Here is a 13,013-nt window from a genome sequence, read left to right as displayed (position 1 = left end):
CGGCCACCGCGCTGGGCCCTGTCCGGTGGATCTTCGCGCCTGTGACATCAGCGGCTGCCGCCGCGGGGCCCGCGGCGCCTGGTGCAGGGGGCACCTCCCAGCGGTAGCTGGGGGAGCATCGCAAGGCGGAGGGTCGTCCTCGTACCGGGTCGTACTCGGACGATCCCGACAACGCAGCCGGGGGCACCTCCCAGCGGTAGCTGGGGCGCCGTGCCAGGCGTCGCGGGCCCGCGAAGATCCGCCGGACAGGGCTAGAGGGCACACCCCTGGCTGTCCACCGGCTGGTCGGCCGTACGCCCCTTCTCGATGTCCTGGCGCACCTCGTCCGCCGTCAGCGCGTACCCGGTGTTCGCATCGTCGAGGGACTTGGCGAAGACCACGCCGTACACTCGCCCCTGCGGGGTGAGCAGCGGACCGCCGGAGTTGCCCTGCCGCACGGTCGCGTACAGCGAGTACACATCGCGGTGCACGGTGGAGCGGCGGTAGATGTCGGGGCCGTTGGCCTCGATACGGCCGCGGACCCGGGCGGCGCGCACATCGAAGGCGCCGTTCTCCGGGAAGCCGGCGACGATCGCGCCATCACCGGAGCGCGCGCCGTCCTGGGCGAACTGGAGCGCCGGGGCCTGAAGCGAGGGCACATCGAGGACCGCGATATCGCGCTTCCAGTCGTAGAGCACGACCTTGGCGTCGTACAGCCGGCCCTCGCCGCCTATCTGTACGGTCGGGTCGCTGACGCCGCCGACGACATGGGCGTTGGTCATGACCCGGTTCGGCGCGAAGACGAAGCCGCTGCCCTCGAGGACCTTGCCGCAGCTCGGGGCGGTGCCGACGACCTTGACGATGCTCTCCTGCGCCCGCGTGGCCACCGGGGACTGGGCGAGCGCGGGATCGGGCTGCGGCACCGAGGTGATCGGCTCGTTGGCGAAGGGCGAGAAGACCTGCGGGAAGCCGTTCTGCGCGAGCACGGACGAGAAGTCGGTGAACCATGTGTTCGCCTCGTCCGGAACGACGCGGGAGACCCCGAGCAGCACCTTGGAGTCACGGACCTCCCTGCCCAGGGTGGGGAGCGAGGTCTGGGCCACCAGGGAGCCGATCAGCCAGGCCACCAGCAGCATCGCCAGGACGTTCACCAGCGCGCCGCCGGTCGCGTCCAGGGCGCGCGCCGGTGACCAGGTGATGTACCGCCGCAGCTTGTTTCCCAGATGAGTGGTGGCGGCCTGGCCGACCGAGGCACACACGATCACCAGGACGATCGCCACCACGGCACCCACCGTGCCGGGGGATGTCTTGTCGGTTGTGCCGTCCCATATGAGCGGCAGCAGATAGACCGCGATCAGCCCACCCCCGATGAACCCCGTCACCGACAGCACACCGACGACGAAGCCCTGGCGGTAGCCGACGACCGCGAACCATACGGCGGCGAGCAGCAGCAGGATGTCCAGCACATTCACCGGAACACCGTCTCACGCGCGCCAGTCGAGTGAGACGTGCTTGGCGCGGTCCCACGGTCGCTCCCACCCCGCGAAATGCAGGATGCGATCGATCACTCCGGCGGTGAAGCCCCAGACCAGAGCGGATCCCACCAGGAAGGCGGGCCCCCGGTGGCCGCTGGGGTGGACGGTCGTGGCCCGGTTCGCCGGGTCCGTGAGATCCGCCACGGGAACCGTGAAGACCCGGGCGGTCTCGGCCGGGTCCACGGCCCCGACCGGGCTGGGCCGGCGCCACCAGCCGAGCACCGGCGTGACGACGAAACCGCTCACCGGAATGTAGAGCCTCGGAAGCACGGCGAAGACCTGCACCCCCGAGGGGTCGAGCCCGGTCTCCTCCTCGGCCTCGCGCAGCGCCGCGCGCAGCGGGCCCTCCTCGTCCGGATCCCCGTCCTCCGGGTCGAGGGCGCCGCCGGGGAAGGAGGGCTGGCCGGCGTGTGAGCGCAGCGAGCCGGAGCGCTCCATGAGAAGCAGCTCGGGGCCGTCGGCGCCCTCGCCGAAGAGCACCAGCACGGCGGAGGGGCGGCCGCCGCCCTGCGGGGGCGGCAGGAACCGGCTGAGCTGGCGCGGCTCGATCGTCTCGGCCAGCCGCGCCACCGGCAGCAGCCACTCGGGCAGCCCATGGGCGCTGACCTCCACATCCCCGCCGTACGTGCTCGTCACTCGGCGGCTCCCAGGGGGGCGGCGGGACGGCCGGGGTAGTCGGACGGCGGGCGCAGGCGCTGGCCCGGCTGGCCGCCCAGCTCGTACTTCAGCAGCTTCTTCGCCTTGTCCGGGTCGGTCTCGCCCTCCCCGTACGCCGGGCAGAGCGGGGCGATCGGGCAGGCGCCGCACGCGGGCTTGCGGGCGTGGCAGACGCGGCGGCCATGGAAGATGATGCGGTGCGAGAGCATCGTCCACTCGCTCTTGGGGAAGAGCGCGGCGATCTCCGCCTCGACCTTCTCGGGGTCCTCCTGGGCGGTCCACTTCCAGCGCCGCACCAGCCGCCCGAAGTGGGTGTCCACGGTCAGGCCCGGCACTCCGAAGGCATTGCCGAGCACCACATTGGCCGTCTTACGGCCGACACCGGGCAGGGTGACCAGATCCTCGAGCCGGCCCGGGACCTCGCCGTCGAAGCGGTCGCGGAGGGCGGCGGACAGGCCCAGCAGCGATTTGGCCTTGGCGCGGAAGAAGCCGGTCGGCCGGATCAACTGCTCCAGGGCCTCCGGGTCGGCCGCTGCCATGTCCTCGGGCGCCGGATAGGCGGCGAAGAGCGCGGGAGTGGTCTGGTTGACCCGCAGATCGGTGGTCTGGGCGGACAGGACCGTGGCCACCAGCAACTGAAAGGGGCTCTCGAAGTCCAGCTCGGGATGGGCGTACGGATACACCTCGGCGAGCTCTCGGTTGATGCGCCGGGCACGGCGGACGAGGGCGAGCCGGGACTCGGGGCGGGTGCCCTTCGAGCCCTTGACCGATTTATGCGGCTTCGCGGCTTCTGTCGACTCAACGGATTCTTGTTCGCCCACAGCGGAATTACGAGGTGCGGTCACCCGTCCGGCCCCCTTGCCCTGTGCTCTCACCGGCGTATTGGACACCCGGCCAGCCTAAGCCCACCCACTGACATCCGCCCCGGCCACCGCGAAGAGGTCCCCAATCGGACCCCTGCCGCACAGCTCGGGAGGCCAGTGCGTCAAACTTGTGATTGATCGCACTGTTTTACCGTCCGGCATCATGGGGACGTCGGTCCCCTGTGCATGTCGACAAGGAGAGACTCGTGGACGACGTTCTGCGGCGCGCCCCGCTCTTCGCGGCGCTCGATGACGAGCAGGCCGCTGAGCTGCGCGCCTCCATGGGAGAGGTCACCCTCGCGCGGGGTGACGCGCTCTTCCACGAAGGGGACCCCGGCGATCGCCTGTACGTGGTCACCGAGGGCAAGGTGAAGCTCCACCGCACCTCTCCCGACGGCCGCGAGAACATGCTCGCCGTGCTCGGCCCCGGCGAGCTGATCGGCGAACTGTCGCTGTTCGACCCCGGCCCGCGTACCGCCACCGCCACCGCCCTTACCGAGGTCAAGCTGCTCGGCCTCGGCCACGGCGATCTACAGCCGTGGCTGAACGCCCGGCCCGAGGTCGCCTCCGCGCTGCTGCGCGCGGTCGCCCGGCGCCTGCGCAAGACCAACGACCAGATGTCCGACCTGGTCTTCTCCGACGTTCCCGGTCGGGTCGCCAGGGCCCTGCTGGACCTGTCGCGCCGCTTCGGCGTGCAGTCGGAGGAGGGCATCCACGTCGTCCACGACCTGACCCAGGAGGAGCTGGCCCAGTTGGTCGGCGCCTCCCGCGAGACCGTCAACAAGGCGCTCGCCGACTTCGCGGGCCGCGGCTGGCTGCGGCTGGAGGCCCGCGCGGTGATCCTGCTGGACGTCGAGCGGCTGGCCAAGCGCTCCCGCTGACGCCGGACGGAACCGCCGGACGAAACGGATTACGCGAAAACGGAACGTAAGGGCCTCGCCGGGATTCCGGCGAGGCCCTTACGGCGCTTATGAGCGGGCGGCCCACAGGGGACCACAGGCTATGGGGCCAGAGTGGGGACCCACAGCCCACAGCCCACAAGCTCCAGTAAGACCGGCCTCAGATCAGCCCGTGCTCGCGCAGATAGTCGAGCTGGGCCCGTACCGACAGCTCCGCCGCCGGCCACAGGGAACGGTCCACGTCCGCGTACACATGCGCCACGACCTCCGAGGGCGTCCGGTGCCCGTCCTCGACGGCCGTCTCCACCTGCGCGAGCCGGTTGGCGCGATGCGCGAGGTAGTACTCCACGACGCCCCGGGCATCGTTCAGCACCGGCCCGTGGCCCGGCAGGACGGTGTCCACCCCGTCGTCCACCGTCAGCGAGCGCAGCCGCCGCAGCGAGTCCAGATAGTCGCCGAGCCGCCCGTCCGGATGCGCGACGACGGTCGTGCCCCGCCCGAGCACCGTGTCGCCCGTAAGGACCGCACCATCGGCCGGAAGGTGGAAGGACAGCGAGTCGGCGGTGTGGCCGGGCGTGGGCACCACCCGTAGCTCCAGACCGCCGGTGGTTATGACGTCCCCGAGCCCCAGCCCCTCGTCCCCGAGCCGCAGCGCGGGATCCAGGGCCCTTACGGACGTCCGCGTCAGCTCGGCGAAGCGCGCCGCGCCCTCCGCGTGGTCCGGGTGGCCATGGGTGAGCAGGGTCAGCGCGACCCGTCTGCCCGCCCGCTCCGCTGTCGCGATGACGTCCTTGAGGTGGGCGTCGTCGAGCGGCCCGGGGTCGATGACGACGGCGAGGTCGGAGTCGGGCTCGGCGACGATCCAGGTGTTGGTGCCGTCCAGCGTCATGGGTGAGGCGTTCGGGGCCAGGACGCAGACGGCCCGGTCGGTGGCCGGGCCACCGATGGTGCCCCCACGCGGCTGGCCGGGCAGAGCGGATGCGTACGTCATGCGGAGGGTCCCCCCGTGGCTCCCGGGATGTGCTTGGTGAACTCATCATGACCCGGCCAGCTCAACACCAGTTCCCCGTTTTCCACCCGCGCCTGGGCCAGGACCGGCGTCAGATCCCGGTCCGCCGCCGCGGCCAGTGCGTCGGCGACCGCGCCATGGGCCGCGAGCTGGCGCAGCGTCGCGATCGTGGGCGGCATCATCAGCAGCTCACCCCGGTCGTAGCCGTCGGCCGCGTCGCCCGGGCGGATCCAGACGGTCCGGTCCGCCTCCGTGGAGGCGTTACGGGTGCGCTGCCCCCGCGGCAGCGCAGCCACGAAGAACCAGGTGTCATAGCGGCGCGGTTCGAACTCCGGGGTGATCCAGCGCGCCCAGCAGCCCAGCAGATCCGAGCGGAGCACAAGCCCCCGGCGGTCCAGGAACTCCGCGAACGACAGATCCCGGGCGACCAGCGCCGCGCGGTCCGCCTCCCAGTCGTCTCCCGTCGTGTCCGCGACCACGGTGTGCGGTGTCGGGCCCGCGAGCAGGACCCCCGCCTCCTCGAAGGTCTCGCGGACCGCCGCGCACACGATGGCCTGAGCCTGCGTCGCCTCGCTCGGATCCAGGCCCAGCCGCCGCGCCCACTGCGCCCGCGAGGGACCGGCCCAGGTGACCATCCGCTCGTCGCGCGGGTCCACGGAACCGCCCGGATAGGCGTACGCGCCTCCGGCGAAGGCCATGGAGGCGCGTCTGCGCAGCATGTAGACGGCGAGCCCGTCGGCCCCTCCCGCCGTGTTCCGCGGGCCCTCTGGGGGCGTTTCAGAGCCTTCCGGGACCGCCGCGGGCTCCGGCGCCGTGTCGAGCCTCTCCGGTGCGTCGGGCCCGTCCGGTGAGTGCTCCCCGGCCCCGCCCCGGGCGTTCCGGTCGTTCCGGGCGTCCTGTGCGTCCTGTGGTGTGTCCTGCCCGTCCGTTCCGTCCGGTCCGTCCCGCAGCAGCAGCACGGTGGCGGCCCGGCGCGGTGTCACCGGCGTGAGCTCGCCCGCCGACAAGAGGCGGATCCGCTCTGGCCACTCGGGTGGATACCACTGGCCATTCGTAGTGGACATGGCCGGATGCTATGCGCTTACGGGCTGATGTTCGAGTGGCACCGGCGGCGCCACGCCGGGGCCGGCCCGCGTACCGGCGGTCACACCGGTACGCGCCCACCGGCCCACCGGCCCGGCCCGCCCACGGGCCAGGCTCCCCGGTCCGCCACCGCGACGCTCGCTAGTCGGCGACCTCGACCTGGATCTCGACCTCGACCGGCGCGTCCAGCGGCAGCACCGCCACGCCCACCGCGCTGCGCGCGTGCACGCCCGCGTCGCCCAGGGCCTCGCCCAGCAGCTCGCTCGCACCGTTGACGACAGCCGGCTGGCCGGTGAAGTCCGATGCCGAGGCGACGAAACCGACGACCTTCACGACACGCACGACGCGGTCGAGGTCACCGACGACCGACTTCACGGCGGCCAGCGCGTTCAGCGCACAGGTGCGCGCCAGCTCCTTGGCCTCCTCCGGGGTCACCTCCGCGCCGACCTTGCCGGTCACGCCCAGCTTCCCCTCGACCAGCGGCAACTGGCCCGAGGTGTAGATGTACGAACCGGTGCGCAGCGCGGGCACATAGGAGGCCAGGGGCGCCGCGACCTCGGGCAGCTTCAGTCCGAGCCCGGCGAGCCTGCCCTCGACGATGCCGCCCGCCATCAGCCCTTCTCCCGCTTCAGGTAGGCCACCAACTGCTCAGGGTTGGGCCCGGGGACCACCTGGACCAGCTCCCAGCCGTCCTCGCCCCAGGTGTCCAGAATCTGCTTCGTGGCGTGTACCAGCAGCGGTACGGTCGCATATTCCCACTTGGTCATGGGGGCGACTGTAATGCCTCTCCGCCGGGCCCTGGTGCGTAGGGCGAGGGGCGACTGGTTAGGCTCCCCAGTGTGAGCAGGCTCCATGTCGTCAGCGGTAAGGGCGGAACCGGCAAGACCACGGTCGCCGCCGCACTCGCGCTGGCCCTCGCGGCCGAGGGCAGGCGCACCCTGCTGGTCGAGGTCGAAGGCCGTCAGGGCATCGCGCAACTCTTCGAAACGGAGCCGCTGCCCTACGAGGAGCGGAAGATCGCCACCGCGCCGGGCGGCGGGGAGGTGCACGCTCTGGCGATCGACCCGGAGTTCGCACTTCTGGACTACCTCCATATGTTCTACAAGCTGGGCTCGGCCGGACGCGCCCTGAAGAAGCTCGGCGCGATCGACTTCGCGACCACCATCGCCCCGGGGCTGCGGGACGTCCTGCTGACCGGCAAGGCGTGCGAGGCGGTGCGCCGCAAGGGCAAGGACGGCCGCTTCGTCTACGACTCGGTGGTCATGGACGCGCCGCCCACCGGCCGCATCACCCGTTTTCTGAACGTCAACGACGAGGTGGCGGGGCTGGCCCGGACCGGCCCGATACACAACCAGGCACAGGCCGTGATGCGGGTCCTGAAGTCGCCCCAGACGGCGGTCCACATGGTGACCCTGCTGGAGGAGATGCCGGTCCAGGAGACCGCGGACGGCATCTCCGAGCTGCGCGCCGACGGCCTCCCGACGGGCGGGGTCATCATCAACATGGTGCGGCCCGCGGTCCTCGACCACGAGGCCGTCGAGGCCGTCGCCAACGGGCGGCGCACGGCCGTCGCCAAGGCGCTCTCCCAGGCGGGCCTGGGCGGTGCGCGCCGCGGCGGCATGGCCGAGCGGCTGGTCGACCCGCTGCTGGAGCAGGCGCGCGAGCATGCCGAGCGGGTGGCGCTGGAGCGGGCGCAGCGCGCCGAGCTGACCGGCCTGGGGCTGCCGCTGCACGAGTTGGAGCTGCTTACGGACGGCATCGACCTGGCGGGGCTCTACCGGCTCGCGGCGGATCTGCGCAAGCAGTGGCCGGCGTGAGCGGCGCCCGCCGTAAGGGCGCCACGGACAACGAGTCGTACGCAGGAGGCGGCATGAGCATGGACGTGGCACCCCGGCTGGACATCGACGTCCTGCTGGACGATCCGCAGACCCGCATCGTGGTGTGCTGCGGCTCCGGCGGCGTCGGCAAGACCACCACCGCCGCCGCCCTGGGCGTACGGGCCGCCGAGCGCGGCCGTAAGGTCGTCGTCCTCACCATCGACCCGGCCCGCCGGCTCGCCCAGTCCATGGGCATCGACGCGCTCGACAACATCCCGCGCCGGGTGGACGGCATCGGCGACGGGAACGGCGGCGAACTGCACGCCATGATGCTGGACATGAAGCGGACGTTCGACGAGTTCGTCGAGGCGCACGCCGACCCCGAGCGCGCCCGGGCCATCCTCGCGAACCCCTTCTACCAGTCGCTCTCGGCCGGTTTCGCGGGTACGCAGGAGTACATGGCCATGGAGAAGCTCGGCCAGCTCCGGGCCCGCGACGAATGGGACCTGATCATCGTCGACACCCCGCCCAGCCGGTCGGCGCTGGACTTCCTGGACGCGCCGAAACGTCTCGGCTCCTTCCTGGACGGGAAGTTCATCAAGGTGCTGATGGCGCCGGCGAAGGTGGGCGGGAAGGCCGGGATGAAGTTCCTGAACGTGGGCGTGTCGATGATGACGGGCACGGTCAGCAAGGTGCTCGGCGGGCAGCTCATGCGCGACGTTCAGACGTTTGCTGCCGCGATGGACACCATGTTCGGCGGATTCCGTACTCGCGCGGAGGCCACTTACCGGCTACTCCAGGCTCCCGGTACGGCCTTCCTCGTCGTGGCCGCGCCCGAGCGGGACGCCCTGCGGGAGGCCGCGTACTTCGTCGAACGCCTGGCCGCGGACCGGATGCCGCTGGCCGGGCTGGTGCTGAACCGGGTGCACGGCAGCGGGGCCGAACAGCTCTCGGCGGAACGGGCGTTGGCCGCCGCGGAGATCCTTACCCTGACGGGCGACCCCGCGGATCCGGCCGATCCGGCCGATCCGGCTGACCCGGACGATGCGGCTGCCCCGGCTGACCCGGACGATGCGCTCGCGAACGTGGCGGAGGGAAGCGATCCGGCCAAGAACGATGCCGGGGCAGAAAATCTTGCCGACGACGGATTTGTCGATCACTCCTCAGGGAATGCTCAAGCGCGGAACCCCTCGGCAGCGGACCCCGACGTCTCCCCCACGTCGGCGGAGCGGCTCGCCGCGGGCCTGCTTCGGCTGCACGCGGAGCGTATGCAGGTGCTCGGACGCGAGCAGCGCACACACGACCGCTTCACGGCCCTCCACCCCGAGGTTCCGGTGGCCCAAGTGGCCGCACTCCCTGGCGACGTACACGACTTGGCAGGGCTGCGAGCGATCGGTGATCGCCTCGCGGTCCCAGTGGAACGGACCAAACGCGCGGGCTGAGTCGGTGCCCGTGCGGCGGTCGGCCGCGCGCGCACGAAGGAGACGCACGACAGACAGCAGGCATAACGGACAGCCATAACGGACAGCGGAGGCGTGCCGAAGCATGCAGACGCACCGAGGCAAGCCAAGGTGAGCAGTCGCGCGAGCGCGCGTAGCGGGGCCTTGACGGACACGGCGCGCACCCAAGCAAGCGGCGTATGGCGCATGGCACACGGCGCACGCACAGCACACGGGCGGCACACGGCACACGGCAGGCCAAAGTCACCGGCGGCGCAAGTGGCGACAGCCCAGCCGCAGGCCAACCCCCGGCCCGCACCGACCCGTTAGCCCACGTCACGCCACCCGTGTCGCACGCACTCGCGCCCCCACGGCCGACCGCGGCCCTGGCCGCGGTCGTGCTCGGAGGCGTGCGCGTACCCGTACCCGCCCCTGACGAGGCGCGCCGTACTCGCACCCCTACTCGTGCCGATGACGAGAGGTGGGTGAGGTGATGGTGAGGCGAGACGCTCACACCGGCAGGCCGTCAGCCGACCGCCGGCGCATCGCCGTCCGATATCCGACCGCGGCCTATCCGACCGCGGCGAAGCGCTCGTAGTCCTCGTCGTCGAAGGGCAGAATCCCCGCGCTGCGCTCGTACTCGACGCGCGCGGTCTCCAGGAGCCTGCGCCAGGAGGTCACCGTCGGCCGGCGGCGCAGCAGTGCTCGCCGCTCGCGCTCGGTCATCCCTCCCCACACGCCGAACTCCACGCGGTTGTCCAAGGCATCCGCAAGGCACTCGGTGCGCACCGGGCATCCGGTGCAGACCGCTTTGGCCCTGTTCTGTGCCGCGCCCTGGACGAACAGTTCATCTGGATCAGTAGTGCGGCAGGCGGCCTGCGCACTCCAGTCGGTTACCCAGCCCATGCTGGCGCCGTCCTCTCCCGAATCGGAGCTCCCCCACGGCGACAAACGGCATATTCACCGTCGCCAGTTGAGGACGTTACGGAAGCGAGACAAGGCGCAACACCCCCTGCGGGCCCAATCTTGGATGGTCCGAACGGACTATGGGTACGCGGCAGATCACCCAACGGAGTGAGCTGACGACATTTGCGATTACTAGTGCAAATACGGGCAGTTCACCCGTCGAATAACGGGCAGCTCGGGACAGGAGCCGCAATCCGGGCAGCTCTCATCACTCACTTGAGTGAGGGTGGAGGTGTGGCTCAGCCACTCGCCTGTGACTGGCGTGAAACAGCGTATGCGAACACCCGGTCCCCTGTCCGGCGATTCGAGACGTAGGCTGCCTCCTATGGGAAACACGCGCTCGAGTGGCGGACTGTCCTCCGCTCAACAGGCCGCCAAGTTCCTCGGCGTCAGCGCGCTCGCCGGTGCCGTGATGGCCGGGCTCGCGCTTCCCGCCGTCGGGGCGCTCGGCCTCGCGGCCAAGGGAACCGTCGAGGAGTTCGACGGAATTCCGGCCAATCTCAAGACACCGCCGCTCAGCCAGCGGACGACGATCCTGGACGCCGAGGGCGGGGAGATCGCGAAGGTCTACTCCCGCGACCGGACGATCGTGAAGCTGAACGACATCTCCCCGTATATGCGGCAGGCGATCGTCGCGATCGAGGACGCCCGCTTCTATGAGCACGGGGCGGTCGACCTCAAGGGCGTGCTGCGCGCGGTCAACACCAACGCGCAGGGCGGCGGGGTCTCCCAGGGCGCCTCCACGCTGACCCAGCAGTATGTGAAGAACGTGTTCGTCGAGGAGGCGGGCGACGACAAGGAGAAGGTCGCCCAGGCCACCCGGCAGTCCATAGGCCGCAAGATCAAGGAACTGAAGTACGCGATCAAGGTCGAGAAGGAACTGGGCAAGAAGCGGATCCTCGAGAACTACCTGAACATCACCTTCTTCGGGCAGCAGGCGTACGGCATCGAGGCCGCGGCGCAGCGCTACTTCAGCAAGCCCGCCAAGGACCTGAAGCTGGAACAGGCGGCGCTGCTGGCCGGCCTCGTCCAGTCGCCCAGCCGCTACGACCCGGTCAGCGCCCCGAAGTCCGCCAAGGAGCGCCGCGACACCGTTCTGCGGCGGATGGCCCAGGTCAAGGACATCACTCCGGCGCAGGCCGCCGCGGCCCAGAAGAAGCCGCTCGGCCTGAAGGTCAGCATGCCCAGGAGTGGCTGCATCACAGCCGTCCAGGGCGCCGGGTTCTTCTGTGACTACGTCCGCGAGACCCTGCTCAACGATCCGGCCTTCGGCAAGACGGCGGAGGCGCGCGCCAAGCGCTGGACCCAGGGCGGTCTGACGATCCGTACGACGCTCGACCCGAAGGCCCAGAAGTCGGTCCAGAAGTCGATCAAGGAGCATGTCTACCAGTCCGACCCGGTGGCCACCGCCGTGACGCTCGTCGAGCCGGGCACCGGCAAGGTGGTGGGGATGGGCCAGTCCAGGCCGTACGGCTTCGGCGAGAACGAGACCCAGATCAACCTGTCCGCGGACAAGTCCATGGGCGGCTCGAACTACGGCTTCCAGGTCGGCTCCACGTTCAAGCCGATCACCGCGGCGGCCGCCATCGAGCAGGGCAAGAAGCCGTACCAGCGCTACTCCTCGCCGTACAAGATGGCCTACCCCAGCCCGGTCACCACCTGCAAGGGCACCTGGACCAACGACGAGGGCGCGACCGTCGAGAACGAGAACGAGAACGAGGTCGGCCCGTACGGGATGAAGGACGCGACCGCCAAGTCGGTCAACACCTACTTCGTCCAGTTGATCAGCGACATCGGGGTCTGCCCGGTGACGCAGATGGCCGACAAGATGGGAGTGAAGCGCGCCGACGGCAAGGAGCACAACCAGGTGCCCTCCCTCACCCTCGGCTCCGAGGGCTTCTCGCCGCTGACGATGGCCAACGCCTACGCGACCTTCGCCAACCGCGGCGTCTACTGCTCCCCGGTCTTCATCGAGTCGATCACCGGCCCGGACCGCAAGGAGCTCAAGGTCCCGCAGTCGAAGTGCTCCCGTGCGATGTCGGCGAAGACCGCGGACACCATCAACACGCTGCTGCGCGGGGTCGTCGAGGACGGCACCGGCAAGCAGGCCGGGCTCGCGAGCCGTGCGAGCGCCGGTAAGACGGGCACGACGGACGAGCGCAGGGCCGCGTGGTTCGTCGGCTACACACCGAACCTGGCCGGTGCGGTGTGGGTCGGCGGCCCGGGCGCCAAGGGCGTCAAGATGGAGAACATCACCATCGGCGGCGTCCCCCACGACAAGGTCTACGGCGCGGACACCCCCGGCCCGATCTGGAAGGACGCGATGAGCGGCGCGCTGGTCGGCAAGCCGGCGCCGAACTTCGTGAAGGTCCCGGTCAACGACCCGAACCAGCGCAAGCCCCACGACGGCAAGAAGCGGGGCGACCGCGACCACAAGCCGAGCCGTGGCAAAAACGGCGGTGGCAACGGCGGCGGCGACAACCCGTGGCCGGACATCTCCCTGCCCCCGGACCTGATCGGCGGCGGCAATGGGAATGGCGGCAACAGCGGTAATGGCGGTAACGGCAATGGCGGCGGCGGCTGGAACTGGCCGCGGTAGCGAAGCCTCGCGATGAAGCGCCGAAGGGGGCCGGACAGAGATGTCCGGCCCCCTTCGTGTGTGGGCGGGATGGCGACTCGTGTGTGGGCGGGATGGCGACGCCGCGATCCTTACGGTTGCCATGACGACAGTCTGACGACACAGAGTGAGCAACCACAACGCAACGC

12 protein-coding genes are annotated in these 13,013 nt (G+C 70.5%); 4 read left to right on the top strand and 8 right to left on the bottom strand.

The features are described from left to right. Window positions 1-251: 251 nt before the first annotated feature. Genes KN815_RS02310 through nth form a run of 3 tightly spaced genes read right to left on the bottom strand, consistent with a single transcriptional unit; the run spans window position 252 to window position 2,992 of the window. On the bottom strand, window positions 252-1,451 hold the full coding sequence (locus KN815_RS02310; RefSeq protein WP_216339646.1) for a MarP family serine protease: 1,200 nt from the start codon (window positions 1,449-1,451) through the stop codon (window positions 252-254). A 12-nt stretch (window positions 1,452-1,463) separates the two neighbouring features. Next, on the bottom strand, window positions 1,464-2,150 hold the full coding sequence (locus KN815_RS02305; RefSeq protein WP_014061747.1) for an NUDIX hydrolase: 687 nt from the start codon (window positions 2,148-2,150) through the stop codon (window positions 1,464-1,466). Continuing rightward, window positions 2,147-2,992: an endonuclease III gene (nth, locus tag KN815_RS02300; protein ID WP_372458231.1), complete on the bottom strand. Its 846-nt coding sequence runs from the start codon at window positions 2,990-2,992 to the stop codon at window positions 2,147-2,149. The genes KN815_RS02305 and nth overlap by 4 nt, the downstream gene beginning before the upstream one ends. A gap of 248 nt (window positions 2,993-3,240) precedes the next feature. On the opposite strand from nth, the gene KN815_RS02295 reads away from it, so the two are divergent. Beyond that, on the top strand, window positions 3,241-3,915 hold the full coding sequence (locus KN815_RS02295; RefSeq protein ID WP_014061749.1) for a Crp/Fnr family transcriptional regulator: 675 nt from the start codon (window positions 3,241-3,243) through the stop codon (window positions 3,913-3,915). A gap of 178 nt (window positions 3,916-4,093) precedes the next feature. Here KN815_RS02295 and KN815_RS02290 read toward each other — a convergent pair whose 3' ends face one another. The 4 genes from KN815_RS02290 to sp36 form a co-directional block, all read right to left on the bottom strand. Continuing rightward, a complete protein-coding gene (locus tag KN815_RS02290) occupies window positions 4,094-4,924 on the bottom strand; it encodes an MBL fold metallo-hydrolase (RefSeq protein ID WP_216339642.1) in 831 nt (276 codons plus the stop codon). Next, window positions 4,921-6,006 (bottom strand): NUDIX hydrolase, encoded by a 1,086-nt coding sequence (locus KN815_RS02285; protein ID WP_216339640.1) that lies wholly within the window; start codon window positions 6,004-6,006, stop codon window positions 4,921-4,923. Before KN815_RS02285 ends, KN815_RS02290 begins: the two co-directional genes overlap by 4 nt. Before the next feature lie 160 nt (window positions 6,007-6,166). Further along, window positions 6,167-6,637, bottom strand: a complete 471-nt coding sequence (locus tag KN815_RS02280; protein ID WP_216339639.1) for a RidA family protein — start codon at window positions 6,635-6,637, stop codon at window positions 6,167-6,169. Further along, complete coding sequence (sp36, locus tag KN815_RS02275) at window positions 6,637-6,792, bottom strand: Sp36 family protein (RefSeq protein ID WP_020870215.1); 156 nt, start codon at window positions 6,790-6,792, stop codon at window positions 6,637-6,639. The genes KN815_RS02280 and sp36 overlap by 1 nt, the downstream gene beginning before the upstream one ends. 72 nt (window positions 6,793-6,864) lie before the next feature. On the opposite strand from sp36, the gene bagA reads away from it, so the two are divergent. Both bagA and bagB read left to right on the top strand, forming a co-directional pair. Beyond that, entirely contained in the window at window positions 6,865-7,842 is a 978-nt protein-coding gene (gene bagA, locus KN815_RS02270; RefSeq protein ID WP_216339637.1) for an ATPase BagA, read from the top strand. Between the two features lie 53 nt (window positions 7,843-7,895). After that, window positions 7,896-9,284 (top strand): ATPase BagB, encoded by a 1,389-nt coding sequence (gene bagB, locus KN815_RS02265; protein ID WP_216339714.1) that lies wholly within the window; start codon window positions 7,896-7,898, stop codon window positions 9,282-9,284. Window positions 9,285-9,851: 567 nt separating this feature from the next. On the opposite strand, the gene KN815_RS02260 is transcribed toward bagB, so the two are convergent. Then, window positions 9,852-10,187 (bottom strand): WhiB family transcriptional regulator, encoded by a 336-nt coding sequence (locus KN815_RS02260; protein WP_014061756.1) that lies wholly within the window; start codon window positions 10,185-10,187, stop codon window positions 9,852-9,854. Between the two features lie 385 nt (window positions 10,188-10,572). Here KN815_RS02260 and KN815_RS02255 point away from each other — a divergent pair, with 385 nt between their 5' ends. After that, window positions 10,573-12,846 (top strand): transglycosylase domain-containing protein, encoded by a 2,274-nt coding sequence (locus tag KN815_RS02255; protein ID WP_216339635.1) that lies wholly within the window; start codon window positions 10,573-10,575, stop codon window positions 12,844-12,846. Window positions 12,847-13,013: the final 167 nt, after the last annotated feature.

Source organism: Streptomyces niphimycinicus, assembly GCF_018883605.1.
GTDB lineage: Bacteria > Actinomycetota > Actinomycetes > Streptomycetales > Streptomycetaceae > Streptomyces > Streptomyces niphimycinicus.
The sequence above is the reverse complement of the archived record's forward strand: the minus strand, read 5'-3'. Positions and strand labels throughout refer to the sequence as shown.

Bases quoted from the DNA above. Each gene is read 5' to 3' on its own strand.
- KN815_RS02290 (WP_216339642.1), bottom strand. From the start codon at position 4,924: ATGACGTACGCATCCGCTCTGCCCGGCCAGCCGCGTGGGGGCACCATC.
- KN815_RS02280 (WP_216339639.1), bottom strand. From the start codon at position 6,637: ATGGCGGGCGGCATCGTCGAGGGCAGGCTCGCCGGGCTCGGACTGAAG.
- KN815_RS02260 (WP_014061756.1), bottom strand. From the start codon at position 10,187: ATGGGCTGGGTAACCGACTGGAGTGCGCAGGCCGCCTGCCGCACTACT.
- sp36 (WP_020870215.1), bottom strand. From the start codon at position 6,792: ATGACCAAGTGGGAATATGCGACCGTACCGCTGCTGGTACACGCCACG.
- KN815_RS02285 (WP_216339640.1), bottom strand. From the start codon at position 6,006: ATGTCCACTACGAATGGCCAGTGGTATCCACCCGAGTGGCCAGAGCGG.
- KN815_RS02255 (WP_216339635.1), top strand. From the start codon at position 10,573: ATGGGAAACACGCGCTCGAGTGGCGGACTGTCCTCCGCTCAACAGGCC.
- bagB (WP_216339714.1), top strand. From the start codon at position 7,896: ATGAGCATGGACGTGGCACCCCGGCTGGACATCGACGTCCTGCTGGAC.